Origin of the sequence: Bacillus sp. FSL R7-0166 (genome assembly GCF_038008935.1) — a bacterium.
Classification (GTDB): Bacteria; Bacillota; Bacilli; order Bacillales; family Bacillaceae; genus Bacillus; species Bacillus altitudinis.
Genome location: NZ_JBBPAC010000001.1, coordinates 1,882,220 through 1,900,946 on the forward strand (window position 1 = coordinate 1,882,220; position 18,727 = coordinate 1,900,946).

An 18,727-nucleotide genomic window follows, 5' to 3' on the forward strand; every position below is an offset into this window, starting at 1 on the left:
CTTGTTTACATTATCAGATATGTGGACGTTTTGCTGGTCGTTTTTCGTCATTCTTCCTATCGTTGCCATCTTGCATCAGCTGGGTCACATTGTAGTCGCCTGGCTGTTTGGAGCAAAGGTTTCGTTTGCACTTGGCAGAGGCAAAAAAGTATTGAAAATAGGCGTCGTTGAAATTAGAAGAATCTATTTTCTAGATGCATTTTGCCACTATGAAGAAATGAGGAGAAATAACCGTTTCTCACACATTCTTGTCTACTTAGGCGGATCATTATGCAACCTGCTCAGTGTTCTCATATTGAACACAATGATCGCCAACGATTTCCTGCCAGAACATCAATTTTTCTATCAATTTGCTTACTTCTCAGTCTACTATGTATTTTTTGCACTGCTGCCAGTCCAGTATGCAGATCATCATCCGAGTGATGGGCAAGCGATTGTGAACATCATTCGGCACGGTGAACCATGTGACATCATTGATTAAAATGAGTGGCTTTCACTGTCGATTTGATACTGAATCGTTAAAAAAGGAATGCCGAATAGCTTCATTTGATGAATTGCTGTGAGACTTTTTTCCGTCTCCGGTTTCATATGAAAGCTTTCTTCCATTGGCAGTTTCATGGTGATGAAAGACGTATGCAAATACAATCCTTCATCACCCGTACTGCCATTTGGACTTTTACTTTTTAATAGAAAATCTTCCTTTTCATTCAAAGGTTTTAAAATAGCCGTAAGCTGTGAAAAAGGAAGCGGCAAAGCAATATTCATATAGACTGTCTCTTCATCATGGTGCTGGGCATAGAGCGCATAAAAGACTTGCTCGCCTTTCTCATTGCGCCTGATCCACACACGTACATTTTCCCTTTCTTCAAGAGGATGTTGAAATCTTGAAAGACTCCCCGGCATTTCATATGGCATTCGTGATAACCCTAAATAGAGCTGTCCTATTTGTCTAAAAACAGGTTGAAGCAAAAAGACAAACGGCCTTACCCACCAATGAAAACAGACGGCTGCTTTTAACGTAAAGGACATCGGGTCTTCATAAAATCTGCGAATAACAGGTGACACACTCTCTGCTGAAAATGCCTTTCCATTTAATTGGTCAAGAGAATCGACTAAACCAATCTTCTCATCATGCTGCATGTCGTCATGTTGAAATGACATGATCTGAAAACGACCGTGAACTCTCGATACCGGAAAATCCTTCTGTTTCAATCGATCAGCTGGTCTTTCAATCAACCATCCTATGAGGCCTGGTAAAATAACCAAACTTGCATTGATACTGCCATGAAACCAAATCATTTGATCCATGCTGATGTAGGTAACATGTAAAAGCATTCCGGCAGAATAAAGGAATGATAGGACGATCGTTCCCATTAACATGATGCTAGAAAACACAACGAACCCTTTTGCGACAGTTGAACGAAAAGAAGTTTTCATACATAAAACTCCATACAAATAAAGTGCGATCACATACAAAACGACGCTGAACGTATCAAACAGGCGAGAATAGCTGATTCCAACAGCAATCATCACTGGCGACAGTAAAATAACCCAGCCACCCAGTTTGTATAGCGTCGTCTCTTTTTTCCGCTGCCTCCCCAATAATCCATAAAAGATAGGGATAAAAAAAGCCGAATAATGAAAATGAATAGCGGTCAAAAGTACAATCATCGGTGAAAATGTCATCACTTGTATATCTGCTATGTACAGCCAGAACCAAAGCCCACCTAGAGCGATATACATACATGCGCCATCGATCATCAGCTCATGAAGCGGATGGGCCCCTCTTTTCAGCAAACGAGTGAAACCAAATAAAGCCAGAATCATTGTAAAGAAAAGCCATCCCAATGCAAGCCAAAGAGAATGATAGATGAATGCGCCTGTTGCACATAGAGCTGCTACTGGAAAGGCTTTCATTATGAAGCCGATCAGCCCCTTCTGCTGCCGTTTCTTCTCTTCCTGATAAAAAAAGTGTAAGAAAGCGGGAAGAAAAAATAACATCGCAATCAAAACAAAAAATTCTGGTATGGGAGCTGTCGTCAAACGGGTAACGAGAAAGCAGGACAGCAACATGATGCTACACATCAAATGCCATTTATTCATGAGGTGACACCCTTTCCGTAAACCGGCCCTTATAAGTAAAAAGAGTGCCAAAAAGGCGATTTTTCACTTGAACATCAATGGTATACTCACCTGCATGCTCATCGTAACCTTCTGTTACATCAGATTCACCATAAAGCCAAGAAGGCAGTGGCCACTCCCGCCCAAACAGCAAAAACTTTTGCTTACCTGATTGAATGTGCAAGAACCCTTTTTCCGTGACTGTAAAATGGAGCTCTGACACAAGAAGCCTAGGCTTTCCAAAGTAGTCAAGTACTTGATGGCTCTTCTGATCAATGATCATATCTGCATCAAAATGTCTTTCCTTGTCAGGAAAATAGAACGTTCGAAACCAGTGCATCCCTTCTTCTCCCTTACTTGTCGTAAAAGGCTTGTTCACAATTTGGAAGGGAATATTTCGCCCTCTTTCAGGAAAAAAACAGCGAAACAATGGACCGACTTTGAATAAAAATCGGATGAGCTTTGTGCCGCCTCCTATTTCCTCCATGATGCCTTCGGCCATAAACGCGCGGTTATAACGTTCTTTTAATGCTGGATGCAGCTTATCGTAGTCCTTTACTTGATGATGATGAACGACCATGTCTACCTCCCCTTTTTCGTTTGATCGAAAACACATCTACACAATCTTTTAAATTGATCATTCCTGCAACGGATAAAATGAAAAATGCACTCAGCACCAGCGGCTCGTGCAGAGTCGTTTCTGGCGATAAAATCCCTATACCAAGCATCAGTAGCAGAAAGATGCTTTGAAGGATGAATATATATTTCTTTGGCAGTTTAGGCATGAGCCATGATACACCTAATAGCGCATAAAACAATCGAAATCCGGTGCTATGATCAAAAGCAGAAGGTGAAAAAGGAATGATCGCTTGACATAACCAGACGATGGCAAACAACAAACAAATGCCATAATGGGCAAGTGTTCTCTCTAGCAGCAAACGGGGATGCGTGCCCTTTTCAAGCCACGTCTTTAATGCGCCAAAGCTAAAGGCAGTCATAAACCCCATCATTGGTCGAAAAAACAAACGGTCTGCCCATTTCCACCCTTTTCCTTCCTTTGTTTCATAATCAAATTGCGTTTGAAACACAATGTGATCATTCGTTTTCATGTATTTCCAATACCCTCCGCCTTCTTTGATGAAAGACAAAGGGTGTGATGATTTAAATTGAAGTGAGGATGCTCTTTCATGACGCTCATCCTTCACGCTCGTTCGATACGCTCCTGTCCCAGTTACACTAATGCCGAATCCAAGGTGTTTCTCATACAAAAAGGATTGGGGCTGTTCATGACTAGGTCCATTTAATGAAATTGTCGAAAATCGCAAATCCCATTGTTCATGAAGCTTTGGATTTTGCGTATACTCCCATACTTTTTCAATAGGTGCTTGAATGGTTGTTTCCACATAAACAGGCTTTCTTTTCATCTGCCTCTACTCCTCTATGTGAATTATTTCACATAATAAGCATACCATGTTTCACAAAACTGTCAAATCTTTATTGGTTTTTTGCCCAAAAAATGTTTTGATTCGTTTACATCTCCTTCATCATATCAGTTCGATACATAAAAAAGACCTGTCAATGAGACAGATCTTCTTGCTCTTTGATGCCTGCAATATAAAGACGGACCGCATAGCTCACACTATCTTCAAGCTGTTCTTTCCGTTGAAATCCTTTTTTGTTTGAAATATCTCCAAAGCCGTGCAGTAAGCTTCTAAGCCCTCTGACGACATGCGTCATGTCCTCTTCTTTTACACCAAAACGAGACATGATGGATTGGACAAAATCAGCAAGATTCTCTGCAGCCACACTGACTTCTTTTTCATTCATATGTGAAAAAGCAGCCTCATAAAGGCCGGGATGCTGACGAACAAATTGAACATATTGTCTTGCAAATGCTAAAACAGCGTCTTCTTTTTCCAGCCCCGCTGTAACTTGTTTGCCGGCCTCACAAAGCATTGTCAGCCCCTTAACAGCAAGAGCTGCCTGTATTTCATGAAGACCGGATATATGGTTGTAAAGAGATGGTGGTCTGATGTTAAGCCGTTTGGACAATGTAGCAATGGTCAAAGCGGAAAAGCCCTCCTCATCGACAAATTCGATGGCAGATTCAACAATTTTTTCTTGTGTGATACCCATTCTTGGAGACATGGCTTACTGTCCTCCCTTTTGTAGCTGATGCTTCCTTTTTTCGATAGCAGCTCTGAGCTTTGCCTCAGGCTCTATGATGAGATCACCATGTCCTGCTGCGAGACAAGACAAGCGAAGTGCCAGTAATTTTTCAGCGCTTTTTAGTGCTGTTTCTGCATCCCAAGTGGCAAAAGCCGGGAATGGGAAGGTGAAGCGAAACTCACCCGTTACAAATAAACCGCCTTTTGTCACAACTGCATCTCCCGCAATGACAACCCCTGACTTTTCATCGTATAAAGAGATGCTTCCTGGTGTATGTCCTGGTGTGGCAATGACTTTAAGTGACCCAATCTCGTCCCCTTCTTCAACAAGCACGTCTGGTTTTGTGAGAATGTCTTTTGAAAAACTGCCTTTGACTTTTTTCTTCGGTTCACCAGGAAGTAAAGAGAAATCGCCAGCAAACAGGCGAGCATCTCGTTTCGATAAATAAACAACTGCCTCTGGAAAAGCCTTTTTCACTTCATCTAGTGCGCCAATATGATCCATATGACTATGAGTCAGAATAATTTTGTTAATGGGTTTGTTTAATTGATGTGCAAATTCAATGATCGAGCTTGCTGCCATTTTCAAAGCTGCATCAATTAAGATGAGTTCATTCTCTTCCTCAAATACATAACAATTTACCGGAAAAATACGTGGCATGAGTGTAAGCTGGTGCAAACGGTCAAATGTTGTCAATCTCATCTTGTTTCCCCCTAAAACTAATGTCGTTAGTTTTATATTAACTAATAGTATTAGTTTTAGCAACTATTTTTTCATCGACTGCAATATAAATATCAACTTGCGCTTCTTTTGGATCAATTGATCGTTCGTCGTACCATTCAAAATCGCCAGTATATGTTCGCAAATAACGCTGATCCCAACTCCAAATCTGCTGCCATGTTTCAAACACAACCTCTTCAATCGGGCCCTTTCTCGTTTGAAATCTTGCGTAGGTGGAGCCTGGAATCTCTTTTGCATCTTGTGCTAGCTGCTGGTCAACCAATTGCCCCGCTGTGAACAAATAAGCGCCATTTTCATCCTTTTCATAATCTGAATACAGCCCTATGACTGGCGCATGGCCTCCGTCGAGCTGCTGCGTGAAAAATTGCTGCCAAAGCGGTGCAATCTTCCGCTCGTTTGTTTGCTCCATTTCATTTGTTGTTCGAACAGATAATCCCTTGATCCATTGTTTCTGTAAAATCACGATATCGTACATACATTCTCATCTCCTTTTTTCCATCATATAAAAAGAAACCTGACAACATTGTGTCAAGTTCCTTTTGGTTTTTGAAATTGTTTCAACTTGAGATCAAATGCTTCCCGAACGGATAGCGGAGAGACAATCTCGACATCTGGCCCTAAATAAAAAAGAAAGCTATATAACCAATCATCCTGAGGCAAAGTGATTGTGGCAAGATACGTACCATCTGCACATACGGTGAATTCATTTTCATCTATCCATTCCTTCACTTTACCAACAGAATCTTGAGTCAACCTGAGCGTTAGTGTACTGACGGAAGGTTCTTCATGCCAAGAATCATTCCAAGGCTTGTCTTCATTTTTTATTCGTTTAGGAAGAAAAGATACTGAATGCGTGATAAGGTCTGACATTCTTTTGAGTTTAAACAGGCGAAACGCTTTTTTCACGCAGCAATACGCATACAAATACCAGTGTCTTCCTTTTAAGACAAGTGTATAAGGCTCTACTTTTCTAGGAAGTGTTTCGCCTTTTGCATTGCGATAGGTGAACTGGATATATTGATGCGCTGAGGCAGCGGTATGAATGAGCTGGAGCTTCTTTTCTAAGTAGCTGTCTTTCCCCCAAGAGCTTAAATCAATAAAGACATGTTGCTGTTTCTCATTTTGAGGCGGGATCAGGGATTTCATTTTCTTTAGTACATGTTCACTTTCTTTAAAGGTGTATGCACTCGTAATGCTTTCAAGAGCTGTTAAAATCAGTTCAATATCATCATCGGTGAATAATTTTTTCTCTAGACGATAGTCGTCAACGAGTGAAATTCCACCCCCTGCGCCTTGTTTTGTGACAACTGGAATCCCCGCTTGATTAATCGTATCAATGTCACGGTATATGGTTCTTACGCTCACTTCATGTAGTTCAGCGAGGTCTTTCGCCTGTACTTGCCGTTTGCTAATCAGTATCATCACAATGGACAAAATGCGATCGATTTTCATGACTTTTCCTCTTTTTCATAAATATAGGTTTTGATTTGATAAAAAAAGAAAGAATGGTAATGATAAGTAACAGCCAGCATTCGTTTACATCCCTGCCTGTGCAGGAGGAGGTTGCATCATGACACATCACGTATGGCAGTTGTTCATGATCGGGATCGTCATGCTCGTCTGGATCATCATTCGAATGAATCGAATGAGACGCTATCAGCTTGTGCGCCCGGTAAATCTTTTCATGAGAATGTATGTATTTAGTCTCACTGCCCTTATTCTCTTATCAGAAGGATGGCAAAATCACAGTATTTTTATCTATGCCGTCATTGGCATGATCTTCGGGAGCAGTCTCGCCGTTCATGCCTATCAGACGATTCAAATGAAATTAGAAAATGGCCGGCTGTATGTGAAAACAAGTAAATGGATTGAAAGCTTTATTTTATGTTTGTTTTTATCTAGGCTTGCATTTAAATCGGTCAATCTGACAACACATGCGATCACCAAAATGGATATCGTTGAATTGTATCAGCATATTGTCAGCGATGATGCGTTGACAATACTCAGCTTTTTCCTTCTAGCGGCTTACTATATTGTGTTTTCTTATCAAATGATGAAAGCAAATAAACGATCAACCCATGTACATCATGCATAAAAAACCTTCCTATATAGAAGTAGGAAGGTTTTTTCTCAATCATGCTGTGCATGGTGTATCATTTGTTCAAGCACTTCCATCACATGCTGATCTTCAGGACTGTAAAAAATCGAGGTCCCTGCTCGTCTAGATTTCACGAGACGAAGATTTTTTAAAAAGCGCAGCTGATGAGATACGGTTGATTGCATAAGGTTTAGTGTTTCTGCTATATCATTTACTGAATGTTCACCTTGAGACAGCAAATGCAGAATACGAATACGCGTCGGATCAGATAAGGCTTTAAATGTTTGGGAGACAAGAAATAGACTTTCTTCGTCCAGCTCCATCCGTTCCTGTTCTTGATTTGTATTCAGTTCTTCCTTCATTTCGCTTCACCTTTCTTGTCAGTCAACTCACGACTTATTCTATGTATCATCATATACCAAAACGTGTAGCATGCAAAGCTTCCACACCTTTTGAAAAAAGATTTATTCAAATAGCATTGACACGTGGTAGCATTCTTTTTAAAATGAGCATTATTTATTCATTTTTTTAGAGGAGCTGATAGGCAAATTGACTGAAGAGCCAAGACTAAAACGCAGCCTGACTGTTTTTCCACTTGTTGTGATCGGGCTTGCTTATATGGACCCACTTGTCGTATTTGATTCATACGGCATTGTTGCTCAGCTGACGAAAGGACACGTTGCTGCAGCTTATATCTTTACTTTACTGGCATTACTATTGACAGCGCTTAGCTATGGGAATATGGTGAAGGCTTTTCCAAAAGCAGGATCTGCATATACATACGCGCAAAAAAGTATTCATCCTCACGTTGGCTTTCTTGTAGGCTGGACACTATTGCTAGACTATTTATTTTTGCCTATGGTGAATTTTGCAATCGGAAGTGCTTATTTAACCGCAGCCTTTCCTGATGTACCTCATTACATTTGGATCATCATACTTGCTATCGCCATAACGACTGTCAATGTAATCGGTATACGTCTTACAGCCAACATTACAGCGCTATTTGTGACCTTTCAGGTGATTGTCGCTGTGACATTTGTTGGGTTTATTGTTTATGGGCTCACGCAGAATGCAGGCACGGGAGAGTTACTGTCAACCCGTCCGTTTTATTCAGCGAGCTTAGATCCCGCCCTTATTTTTTCCGGCGCAACGATTTTATGTTTTTCTTTTCTAGGATTTGATGCGATTTCGACCATGTCTGAGGAAACAATTAAACCAAAAAGAACGATTCCTCTCGCCATATTTTTAACGGTCGCTATTGGAGGTGTGCTGTTTACCCTCACCTCTTATTTTTTACAGCAGGTGTTTCCAAATTTTCAACAGTTCAAGCATCCAGATGCGGCATCACTTGAAATTGCAGAATTTGTGGGTGGCGCGTTTCTCCACTCATTCTTTTTAGCCGGCACCATGGTCGCTGTCATCTCTTCCTCCCTATCATCACATGCGAGTGCCGCAAGACTCTTGTATGCGATGGGAAGAGATCAATCATTACCAAAGCGTTTCTTCGGTTATATTCACCCAACATTGAAAACGCCTGTATTTAATATTTTATTAATTGGTGTTTTCTCGTTAACCGCAGTTGTTGGTGAGCTTGAGGTCATTTACTCGTTTATCAGCTTCGGGGCATTAATTGGATTTACGTTTGTTAACTTGTCTGTTTTCGCTTACTATTTCATCAAACAAAAACAAAGAGGTGTATTAAACACACTGAGGTATGCCATCATCCCTCTTTGCGGAACGGCTTTTTGTATTTGGCTCTTAACAAGCATCAGTACAAATGCATTAATCATCGGCATGGTGTGGCTCATGATCGGTTTTGTTTATTTCTGCTATAGACTGAAAACAAGAATAGAATTTACGTTTGGCTATGATTGAATATAAGGTTTTCACTTGGTATCCTGTGCAGGATATGGCATAATATAAAGGCTGTACTTCCCTTTTAAAAGCGGGGCAAAACAGGGGTGAACTGACCTTGAAAAAGAAAAAAACAGGATGTTTTGCCATTTCAGGCTGTTTCACGATTTTTCTGTTTGTTTGCGTATTAGCGGCCATTGTCATTTCCTTTAATCAAAAGGAGTTAAAAAAGCTGCCGATTGATACGGAATCAATTGTTTTGTCGAGACTGGATGATTACAAACCGCTTGTAGAAACAGAGTTAAGAGATCAAGATTTAGATCAATATACCGCGTTAATTCTCGGTATGATGTATCAGGAATCAAAAGGCAGAGGCGGAGATCCAATGCAGTCCTCTGAATCTCTTGGTTTGAAACGAAATGAAATCAATGACCCTCAGAAAAGCATTAAACAAGGAGTCCATCATTTTTCAACCATGTACAAGCATGGGAAGAAAAAAGGCGTTGATTTGGAAACCATTATTCAAAGCTATAACATGGGAATCGGCTATATTGATTTTGTTGCAAAAAACGGGGGAAAACATTCCGAAAAATTGGCAAAGCAATACTCCAAAAAGCAAGTGAAGCGAAACCCTGAAGTCTATACATGCGGGGGCGACAAAGATAACTTCCGCTATCCGTATTGCTACGGTGATTTCACTTATGCTGAAAAAGTAAAAGAAAAAACGAAAACAGTTGAAGAAAAGATGAAATTGGCTTCATCATCCACACCATCATCGTAAAAAAAGCACTTCCGTTTAGGAAGTGCTTTTCATTTTATGAATGCTCTTTCCCGATTTCCGGCAGGATCGTTTTGGCTAAATGCTGATCCATTTCTTCATATTCATCATAATGAATCGTTTCATATAGCTCTTTTCTCGTTTGCATGTCCTCCAGCATCCCCTGCTGAGTCCCCTTTTCCTTAATCTCTGTAAATAAACGCTCATACGCTTTTGCAGCAACTCTCAGGGATGACACTGGATAAATCACCATTTGAAAGCCAAACATAGAAAATTCGTCTGTATGATAATAAGGTGTTTTTCCAAACTCCGTCATGTTTGCAAGAAGCGGCCCTTTTATATTATTTGAAGCATACGTGAAATCTTCTGCTGTGATCAGCGCCTCAGGAAAAATGGCATCTGCTCCTGCTTCTAGATAGAGATTCGCCCGGTGAATGACATCCTCCATCCCGTTTACTGACTTCGCATCCGTTCTTGCGATGACGAGAAGTGTAGGTGCCGCTTGTTTGATCGCTTTGATTTTCGCCATCATGTCTTCTACAGAAACGAGTGATTTTCCGTTTAAATGTCCGCATTTCTTCGGCATTTGCTGATCTTCAATTTGAACAGCCGCTACCTTGCTCTCCACCATTTCTTTTGCTGCCCTGGCTGCATTTAATACACCGCCATAGCCAGTATCCATATCAACTAAAAGAGGCAGCTGAGAAGCTCGAATGATTTCCTTTGCCTTTTCCGCCATTTCAGTGGAATGAATCATACCGAGGTCAGGAAGCCCTTTGCTTGCGCAAAAAGCGGCACCCGATAAATAAAGCCCTTGAAATCCCATTTTCCTCGCATAGAGCGCAGACATTCCATCGTGAACGCCTGGAATTTGAAATAAAGCGGATTTGTGCATTTGCTCTTTAAAAGCTGCGGCTAAGTCAGCTTGATTTACTTCATCATTCAAGATCCACACACTAGCTCCCCCTTATATGACAAATAAATCCATAAATGCTGGTACTGTCGTTGTTTTTAATTGATTTGGATTTTGGCAAAGTGAAACAATTTGATCGACTTGTTTTTGTGGAAATCTCGTTTTCAAATGATATACCCATTTCTTTTCAAGCAGCGGGATCCCTTCCTGCCTTCTTCTGCGATGACCAAGCGGATATTCAATTTCAATTCGATCTGTCATCGTTCCGTCTTTAAAGAAGATTTGAACACAGTTTGCAATTGATCTCTTTTTCGGATCTAAATAGTCTTCTGTATACCGTTTATCTTCTTTGACGATCATTTGATCACGCAAACGGTCAATGAGCGGATTCTGCGCCGTCTCTTCTTCATAATGATCAGCGGTCAGCTCACCATAGATTAACCCAATGGCCGTAATATACTGCAAGCAATGGTCACGGTCTGCCGGGTTGTAAAGCGGTCCTTTTTTATCAATAATTCGAATGGCTGATTCATGTGTCGTAATCTCAATCCTGTCAATCTCATCTAAACGGTCTTTTACCGCGTCATGTAGAATGACAGCGGCCTCAGCGGCAGTTTGCGCATGAAATTCTGCTGGATAGGCAATTTTAAAGAGTACATTCTCAATCACATATGACCCGAGCGGCTGGGCAAGTGTAAGTGGTTTTCCTTTCATTAACACATCTTCAAATCCCCACTTTTCTGCACTGAGGGGCGTCTGATAGCCCATTTCTCCTTTCAATGTCATCATCGCTAGTCTCACTGCACGGCTTGTGGCATCCCCTGCTGCCCACGATTTCCTTGATCCTGTGTTCGGGGCATGCCGGTACGTTCTAAGCGGTGAATTATCCACAAATGCTTGTGATAACACATGCTGCACATCTTCTTTCGTTCCGCCAAGCATTGCACAAACGACTGCACTTGATGCCACCTTGACAAAAAGAACATGATCCAAGCCATTTCGATTCAAACAATTTTCTAAAGCAAGCACACCTTGTATTTCATGTGCCTTTACAATCGCATGCAGTAAGTCATTCATCGAAAGCGGTTCTTCTCCGTTTGCAAGCCTCGTTCTGCTGATATAATCGCTTACAGCCAATATCCCGCCCAGGTTATCTGAGGGATGGCCCCACTCCTGTGCAAGCCACGTGTCATTATAATCTAACCAGCGGATCATACATCCTATATTAAAAGCCGCTTGAACAGGATCTAATACAAATGAAGTGCCGGGCACTCTTGCTCCGTTAGGGACAACAGTTCCAGGTACGATGGGTCCAAGATGCTTCGTGCATTCTGGAAAGTTGAGCGCCAGCATTCCGCAGCCGAGTGTATCCATGAGTACATACCTAGCTGTTTCAATGGCCTCTTTGCTCGTAATTTCTCCATCCACGGCATAGGCTGCGATATCTTCTAATAGTTGATCTGTTTGATTGGCTACTGCTGTTTTATTCATATTCATTCCCCCGTTTTTCCATCATCATTTGAGACTTTTAATCCTCTTGGTCCTAAATACCTTACTCTCGGTCTAAAAATCCGATTGTGTGAATGCTGCTCGATGACATGCGCTGCTAATCCGCTTGCTCTCGCAGCAAAGAAAATCGGTGTATAAAGTGAAATAGGAATGCCGAGCACGTAATAAATAGGTGCTGCGTAATAATCAAGGTTTGGATAGAGGTTTTTCTTTTCTTTCATGTATGCCTCGCCTGCGACGCACATGTCATAAAGCGTCGTGTCTCCTTTTGATTCGGTAAGCGTTTTCAACGATCTTTTTAAAAGAGCCGCTCTTGGGTCCATTTTTCTCATGTATACCCGGTGTCCAAAGCCCATCATTTTTTCTTTTGCGGCTAATTTACGTTCAATGAGCGCAAGGAAACCTTCTGTTGTTTTGCCTTCGAGCAGCATGTGCATGACTGCTTCGTTTGCGCCTCCGTGTAAGTCACCTTTTAATGAAGAAATCGCTCCAGTAAAAGCACCATACATGTCAGAATGAGTAGATGCAATGACTCTTGCTGCAAATGTTGAATTCGGCAGCTCATGCTCACTATAAAGCGTGAGTGTTTGGTCAAATGCTTTGATTTCGTCTTGTGCCGGAGTGCGGCCTGTTAACATCGCTAGAAAGTTTTCAGTGTAGGATTTGGTCTGGTCTGGAGTAGGTGTGGTGTCTTGTGTGAGAATATGATAGCTTCCCGCAACAATCGCTGGCAGCTGGCCAAGTAATCGAACGGCACGCGCTTGTTGGCATGCTTCTGATCGATCATTCAGTTGTTCATCGTACCCTGCAAGAGCAGATAAACACGTTCTCATGGCATCCATTGGGTGAGTGGTTTTTGGCAGTTTTGTCAAAATGGTTTGAATGGTTGGATGTAAGCTTGTTTGTGAGGAAATATCTTGCTGAAATTGGTGATATTCCATTGCATCTGGTAATCTTCCATAAATGAGCAGATAGGCTGTTTCTAAGTACGTCTTGTTTTGTGCCAGCTCGATGAGGTCATAACCGCGAATCACAATTTCTTCTTGCTGGACATCTAGGAACGAAATTGACGTTTCGCTTGCCACAATGTCTTCAAGCCCCGGTTTGTACTGCAATTGTTCAGTCATCATATAACCCCCGTTTCGTTCAATTGTGTTCTCCAAACGAGCAAACGGCCAGACATGATGTGATTCTATAGGTGGGAAGATACCGTGCAAGTCGGATACCCAATTCCCATTTTATCCAAAGCACTTCATCTTGTAAATAAAAGAACGTATGTCCAGATGGACATACGTTAGCTATAGTATGGAGAAATCATAATATATACGATGACACCTGTTAGACTGACATAGAGCCAAAGAGGCATGGTCCATCTGGCAATTTTACGATGACGTTCGACTTGCATTTGTGCGCCTCTAAAGAGAGTGATCAGTGCAAGCGGTACAATGACGGCAGATAAGACGATATGTGTGATGAGAATAAAGAAGTAAATCGGACGAATGATTCCTTCTCCCCCGAAGTGTGTATCAGCTGCCATTGAATGATACGTCACATACGAAATTAAAAAGACAAGTGTTGTTGAAAAAGCCGCAAAGATAAATCGTCTATGGGCTTTAATGTTCTTTTGTTTAATCATAATGAGCGCTGAAAGTAAAAAGATAAACGTAAAACTGTTCATCACGGCATTCAGTAACGGCAGAAATGTAATATCCAGATGACTAAATTTATCTGTTTTTGGCATGAAAAATAATAAAGCAATTAAGCCGTTTATGGCAATTGTTAAAAAGACAACAATGCCGGTGAAATTTTTCGGTTTTTGATTCTGTTCGTTCATGTTTGAAAACCTCTCTTTATTAGTTCCGACTAAGAGTATGTTATTTAACTTTCTCTCTAAAGTCAATGAATTCGCTGTCTTCGTCGAATTTTAGACAAACTTGCCGATTGCCTGCCTTCTAGCGGCTTGAAAGATCCACTCACTTCCTTTAGAATGGGAATTTGTGTGGTTTTTATCAACTCTTCTATGAAAGGAGCAATAGACTTGTCAATCTTACAGGAAACAACAAAAGATGTGAAGACATTAGAGCAAGAATTACAGCAGTTGCAGTTCCAGATGTATCGAATGCAAGAAAATATAAAAGATATTTCAAAAAAAGCAAAGATTATTGGCATTGATCAAGCGAAGGAAGATGAATGGATGATCGTCTCTGCAATTGAGAATGCAGAGACGTGCAAAATCATGTTAAGCGATTGTGAAAAAGCTTTTCGCGGACAATCTGATTTTTCCTTGATCGCGGAATATCCTGAAGAAGGAAAGATTCACATTGCCGATATTAAAGGCCCGCCTGATAATGGCTATGGATCCATCTGTATGAAGCATTTAAAAGAAATCGCAAGAGAGCAAAACATTCCAGTCATTACTGGGGATCTCGTCAAAAGAGATTGGAACCATGTGGACCGCCTGATTCATTTTTATGAAAAACACCATTTTGATGTCCAAATTAATTGGAAAGAGCAAAGCGGAGAAATTTATTGGGTGGACAGCTAACGACACAAAAACCAGCGTTGAGATGGGCTTATACGCTGGTTTTTGTCGAAAATGCGAATTTTTCAGAAAAATATGTGTATTTCCGGCCAAAAAAAGGTATAATAAAAGCATCAGGCCGCCACCTGATGCTTTCTTCCAAAAACAATAGACTACTAGTTAAGTACTTTCACTTTGACTGATTTTACGCCCCAATTTTTAGCTTGGGATTTGCTTGGTACGTGTACATCAATTTTGTTACCTTTAATTGCGCCGCCAGTATCTGCTGCGATGGCTTCACCGTAGCCTTCAACATAAACCTTACTTCCTAATGGAATGACATTAGGATCTACTGCGATTACTTTTGCATTTGGGTTTTTGTTTAAGTTTACCCCTGTTGCAGTGATACCTGAGATGCCACCATCATTTGCTGTATAAGCCGTAGCCGTTACAGTCATTTCTTTTTGAACACTTTGACTAGCAGAAGATGATTCTGCTTTAGCTGTTTCCTTTTTAGGAGCAGCTTTTTTCGTTGTTTGCTCTTTTTGGACAGGTGCCTGTTTTTGAACAGGTTCTGAGCTTACCGGAGCTGAGCTTTGACCAGCAACACTTAGTGTTGAACCAATCATAATTATATCTGAGTTTAAGTTATTCCAAGACTTAATATCGCTAATTGACACATTGAATTTTTGAGCGATTTTCCAGAGGCTGTCCCCCTTCTGGACTTTGTACTGCTCCTGAGTTTTCTCTTTTGAAGAGATTGTCAATTTATCTCCTACATAGATCATGTCTGTAGATAAATTGTTCCAACCCTTTAGGTCCTTTAGAGACACATCATTTTTTTGAGAGATTCCCCAAAGTGTATCACCTTTCTGTACAGTGATTTCCTTTGCAGAAACTTGCTGTGCTCCTAATGCTGTTGTTGAGATTGCTGCAACAGCAACCAAGGACATAATAGTCTTCTTCATAAAGTAAATCCTCCCTTGTTAGCTTTTTATGGCGGCTAACGAGTGCTATCGTAACATATGTAAATGTCATTTCAATAACAAAACGATATGTTTTAGATTACAGTTCCTTTACATGAAACATCTCTCTCCATTGGTAAATCAGCCCACTAAATGGCTCAATTCCGCATCATATCAAGGTTTTGTAGGGATGGAAATCATCATGATGAAAACGCGTCCAAATGAAACGAAAAAAATTTATTTTCCTTCTTCAAACTCTTTAGTTTTTCTCTTTTTCTATAAATAAACGAATTTCTTCTAAAAAAACATCTCCATATTTCTCTCTTTTTTGTGCGCCGACACCTTTAATATTTAAAAGTTCTTCTTCTGTTTTAGGCTCTACTGCTGACATTTCCTTCAATGTTTGATCAGAAAAGACAACAAATGGCGGAACGCCCTGCTCTCTTGCCAACTTCATTCTGACCATTCTTAACTGCTCAAATAATGCATCATTTTCTTGAATAGCCTCTGCCTTTATCGCCTGCTTTTTATAGACGGTCTCCTGCCCCACTAGCACTTTCTTTCCTTTTTGTGTCACTTTTAGTGTTGGAAAAGCTCCTTCAGACATGTGTAAATACTCTTCTGTAATTAAAAATTCAATGAAATCACTAATATGTTGGGCTGAATGCTGTTTCATTAAAGCATAAGTAGGAAGCCGGTCGAAACCAAAATCAAGTACTTTTTTGTTTTTAGAGCCGGCTAATACTTGAGCTATCATCATTTTTCCGAATCGTTCGTTCATTCTAACGGTACATGACAAAACCATTTGTGCTTCTCTCGTGACGTCTTCACGCTCTCTCTCGTCTAGACAGTTGCTGCATTTTTGACAAGGGGCACTTGATGATTGGTCAAAGTAATCCATCACAAATTGCTGAAGGCACTGTTCCGTATGACAGTAGTCTACCATTTGTCTCAACTTGAGCAATTCATGCTGATACCGCAATTCATCTTCTGTTGATTGTTCAATGAGAAAGCGCTGCACGCGTACGCCTTGCGGTGAAAACAGCAAAATGCATTCACTTTCAAGCCCGTCTCTCCCGGCACGTCCTGCTTCTTGGTAGTAACTTTCAATATCTCTTGGAATTTGATGATGAATGACAAAACGTACATTAGACTTATTAATCCCCATACCAAATGCAGATGTAGCTACCATTACTTGAATATCATCATTTAAAAAAAGATTTTGCTGTTCTTCTCTGACTTCATCATCTAATCCTCCGTGATAAACACCCGCTTTGATCTTTTGCTTTTTTAGACGATGATAAATTTGATCTGCTTCTTTTCGTGTGGCTGTATAAATAATGCCTGACTCAAGACTGTTTTTCTTCATATATTGTGTGATGAATTGGTCGCTGTTTTGCCCTTTCACCACTTGAAAAGACAAATTTTCTCTAGCAAAACCAGTAAAGATTGTTTCTTCTTCGTCCATGCCAAGTTGCTCACATATATCCTGTTGGACCTTCTTTGTAGCAGTGGCTGTTAATGCTACAATAACAGGCCTTTTTGAAAGCTTGTTTACACATTCTTGTATAAAGCGATAGCTCGGTCTAAAATCATGTCCCCACTCAGATATACAGTGCGCTTCATCAATAGCCATTAAAGGAATCGTCAATCGATCAAGCAGCTGAAAAAAACGTTCATTTTGTAAGCGTTCAGGGGTGATATAAAGCAAATCATACTCCCCCTGTTCACATTTTTTCAGCCTTGTATTCATTTCACCTGCTGAAAGTGTACTATTTAAAAAGGACGATCGTATTCCCATCTCATTTAACGCATCAACCTGATCTTTCATTAAAGAAATAAGCGGAGATACAACGATTGTCGTTCCTTCCATCATAAGAGCAGGAATCTGATAGCAAACCGATTTCCCTCCGCCTGTCGGCATAATGCAGACCGTATCCTTCCGTTTATTCACAATCGATTCAATGGCTTGTTTTTGTCCTTGTCTAAAAGCATCAAAGCCATAATATTGTTTAAGAAGTGCTTCTGCTTGTTGTAACATCCAATTCCCTCTCCGTCGTTTGTTTTGTCTATTTTAACATACATTTGTACATGCACATTCGGTCTGTTCAAAATCGTATTTTGGACAAAATAAAAAGCCATTTTCCAAAAATGGAAAATGGCTTGAATCATCCTAGGAAAAGCTGCGGATGCCGTAATCTAAGTAAGAAAGTTTTAAACCACCACTCCTCAAAGTGGGTGTTTGCAGAAACGTTCCTGTCTTCCTCTCGAAGGAGGCGTGACATTCCGGCTTCAATATAAAACTCCCTATTACAGCTTAAAGGTTAAAACTTAATTAACATTACGCACATCGCAGCCTTTAAACTATACTACACGAAAGTTTATTAAATTTCAAGATATGTTTTTTCTAAAAAAATACTCATGTATACAAGATTTTTGTCCATGTAGACGTAGGAAAACATTATGTTGAGAAAACATAAATTCCTCTCATCATGTTATTTTTCCTCATCTACATCAACATCTTGCTCTTCTTCTAGCCTTTCATACGTATCTGAATGTAATTGATCCATTGTTTCTCTATTTGTTAAATCACGCATTTGCTCAGAGAACGAACGGTCAAATTCATTTGGATCTTGATTGGTTTCTTCATTTTTCTTTGCATCAATTGAATAACGAGTATAGGGTACTGCTTTCAAACGTTCATATGGAATGTCTTTTCCTGTTTTTTCACAAATTCCATATGTTCCGTCTTCCATCCGCTTAAGCGCCGCATCAATTTCACCTTCGAGCTGATCGTCGACTTGATCCAGCGTCTGTTCGGTCATGCGATCTAAATAGATGCTTCCGTGATCTGCGATATGGTTTCCAACACCATTTGAAATCTCATTCGATTCGACCAGCATGGATTCTTCTTTCTTTTTTGATCCTTTCACATCTTCTTTTAATTGAATAAGTCTTTCATATAAATCAGCTTTTTGCTCTTTCGTTAAGCTCACGGTCAATCACTCCTTTCTCTTTACCTTCCCGCTCCATGCGAAATGAAAACATCAAAAAAGCC

General features: G+C 40.4%; 20 protein-coding genes and 1 other RNA gene. 5 read left to right on the forward strand and 16 right to left on the reverse strand.

Annotated elements, in window-relative coordinates; translation table 11 throughout:
- Position 1: 1 nt before the first annotated feature.
- Positions 2-481: a hypothetical protein gene (locus NST01_RS09495; protein WP_007500681.1), complete on the forward strand. Its 480-nt coding sequence runs from the start codon at positions 2-4 to the stop codon at positions 479-481.
- Here the strand turns inward: NST01_RS09495 and NST01_RS09500 are convergent.
- The 7 genes from NST01_RS09500 to NST01_RS09530 form a co-directional block, all read right to left on the reverse strand.
- Positions 478-2,103, reverse strand: a complete 1,626-nt coding sequence (locus NST01_RS09500) for a YndJ family protein (RefSeq protein ID WP_341041849.1) — start codon at positions 2,101-2,103, stop codon at positions 478-480. The genes NST01_RS09495 and NST01_RS09500 overlap by 4 nt on opposite strands.
- Positions 2,096-2,701 carry a DUF4166 domain-containing protein gene (locus NST01_RS09505; RefSeq protein ID WP_144610211.1) on the reverse strand — a complete coding sequence of 202 codons (606 nt, stop codon included), beginning with the start codon at positions 2,699-2,701 and terminating at the stop codon, positions 2,096-2,098. The genes NST01_RS09500 and NST01_RS09505 overlap by 8 nt, the downstream gene beginning before the upstream one ends.
- The gene (locus tag NST01_RS09510; RefSeq protein ID WP_144610212.1) at positions 2,664-3,545 is read right to left on the reverse strand and encodes a hypothetical protein; all 882 of its coding nucleotides are present in this window, start codon (positions 3,543-3,545) and stop codon (positions 2,664-2,666) included. Before NST01_RS09510 ends, NST01_RS09505 begins: the two co-directional genes overlap by 38 nt.
- A gap of 151 nt (positions 3,546-3,696) precedes the next feature.
- Entirely contained in the window at positions 3,697-4,269 is a 573-nt protein-coding gene (locus tag NST01_RS09515) for a TetR/AcrR family transcriptional regulator (protein WP_008346533.1), read from the reverse strand.
- A gap of 3 nt (positions 4,270-4,272) precedes the next feature.
- Positions 4,273-4,992 carry an MBL fold metallo-hydrolase gene (locus tag NST01_RS09520; RefSeq protein WP_025207489.1) on the reverse strand — a complete coding sequence of 240 codons (720 nt, stop codon included), beginning with the start codon at positions 4,990-4,992 and terminating at the stop codon, positions 4,273-4,275.
- A 37-nt stretch (positions 4,993-5,029) separates the two neighbouring features.
- Positions 5,030-5,506 (reverse strand): GyrI-like domain-containing protein, encoded by a 477-nt coding sequence (locus NST01_RS09525; RefSeq protein ID WP_056704336.1) that lies wholly within the window; start codon positions 5,504-5,506, stop codon positions 5,030-5,032.
- A gap of 53 nt (positions 5,507-5,559) precedes the next feature.
- Entirely contained in the window at positions 5,560-6,483 is a 924-nt protein-coding gene (locus tag NST01_RS09530; protein ID WP_046343770.1) for a helix-turn-helix transcriptional regulator, read from the reverse strand.
- A gap of 118 nt (positions 6,484-6,601) precedes the next feature.
- On the opposite strand from NST01_RS09530, the gene NST01_RS09535 reads away from it, so the two are divergent.
- The gene (locus tag NST01_RS09535) at positions 6,602-7,126 is read left to right on the forward strand and encodes a mother cell-specific membrane sporulation protein (protein ID WP_341041854.1); all 525 of its coding nucleotides are present in this window, start codon (positions 6,602-6,604) and stop codon (positions 7,124-7,126) included.
- A 35-nt stretch (positions 7,127-7,161) separates the two neighbouring features.
- Here NST01_RS09535 and czrA read toward each other — a convergent pair whose 3' ends face one another.
- Complete coding sequence (gene czrA, locus NST01_RS09540; RefSeq protein WP_007500691.1) at positions 7,162-7,491, reverse strand: Zn(II)-responsive metalloregulatory transcriptional repressor CzrA; 330 nt, start codon at positions 7,489-7,491, stop codon at positions 7,162-7,164.
- Positions 7,492-7,678: 187 nt separating this feature from the next.
- Between czrA and NST01_RS09545 the strand changes: the two genes are divergently transcribed.
- Together NST01_RS09545 and NST01_RS09550 are read left to right on the forward strand one after the other, a co-directional pair.
- A complete protein-coding gene (locus NST01_RS09545; RefSeq protein WP_341041856.1) occupies positions 7,679-9,004 on the forward strand; it encodes an APC family permease in 1,326 nt (441 codons plus the stop codon).
- Between the two features lie 97 nt (positions 9,005-9,101).
- Entirely contained in the window at positions 9,102-9,764 is a 663-nt protein-coding gene (locus tag NST01_RS09550; protein ID WP_017359484.1) for a lysozyme family protein, read from the forward strand.
- Positions 9,765-9,798: 34 nt separating this feature from the next.
- Here the strand turns inward: NST01_RS09550 and prpB are convergent, their stop codons facing one another.
- The 4 genes from prpB to NST01_RS09570 form a co-directional block, all read right to left on the reverse strand.
- Positions 9,799-10,716, reverse strand: a complete 918-nt coding sequence (gene prpB / locus NST01_RS09555; RefSeq protein ID WP_341003281.1) for a methylisocitrate lyase — start codon at positions 10,714-10,716, stop codon at positions 9,799-9,801.
- A 12-nt stretch (positions 10,717-10,728) separates the two neighbouring features.
- Entirely contained in the window at positions 10,729-12,165 is a 1,437-nt protein-coding gene (locus NST01_RS09560; protein ID WP_341041859.1) for a bifunctional 2-methylcitrate dehydratase/aconitate hydratase, read from the reverse strand.
- A 2-nt stretch (positions 12,166-12,167) separates the two neighbouring features.
- A complete protein-coding gene (mmgD, locus tag NST01_RS09565; RefSeq protein ID WP_025207495.1) occupies positions 12,168-13,310 on the reverse strand; it encodes a citrate synthase in 1,143 nt (380 codons plus the stop codon).
- Between the two features lie 167 nt (positions 13,311-13,477).
- Complete coding sequence (locus tag NST01_RS09570) at positions 13,478-14,017, reverse strand: DUF420 domain-containing protein (RefSeq protein WP_008346516.1); 540 nt, start codon at positions 14,015-14,017, stop codon at positions 13,478-13,480.
- A 204-nt stretch (positions 14,018-14,221) separates the two neighbouring features.
- Between NST01_RS09570 and NST01_RS09575 the strand changes: the two genes are divergently transcribed.
- A complete protein-coding gene (locus NST01_RS09575) occupies positions 14,222-14,728 on the forward strand; it encodes a GNAT family N-acetyltransferase (protein ID WP_019743302.1) in 507 nt (168 codons plus the stop codon).
- A gap of 152 nt (positions 14,729-14,880) precedes the next feature.
- Here NST01_RS09575 and NST01_RS09580 read toward each other — a convergent pair whose 3' ends face one another.
- The 4 genes from NST01_RS09580 to NST01_RS09595 form a co-directional block, all read right to left on the reverse strand.
- On the reverse strand, positions 14,881-15,672 hold the full coding sequence (locus NST01_RS09580; protein ID WP_341003282.1) for a LysM peptidoglycan-binding and 3D domain-containing protein: 792 nt from the start codon (positions 15,670-15,672) through the stop codon (positions 14,881-14,883).
- Between the two features lie 256 nt (positions 15,673-15,928).
- Entirely contained in the window at positions 15,929-17,710 is a 1,782-nt protein-coding gene (recQ, locus tag NST01_RS09585; protein WP_144716671.1) for a DNA helicase RecQ, read from the reverse strand.
- Between the two features lie 135 nt (positions 17,711-17,845).
- Positions 17,846-18,031: non-coding RNA, 6S RNA (gene ssrS / locus NST01_RS09590), on the reverse strand.
- A 133-nt stretch (positions 18,032-18,164) separates the two neighbouring features.
- The gene (locus tag NST01_RS09595; RefSeq protein WP_025207496.1) at positions 18,165-18,665 is read right to left on the reverse strand and encodes a TraR/DksA family transcriptional regulator; all 501 of its coding nucleotides are present in this window, start codon (positions 18,663-18,665) and stop codon (positions 18,165-18,167) included.
- Between the last annotated feature and the right edge of the window lie 62 nt (positions 18,666-18,727).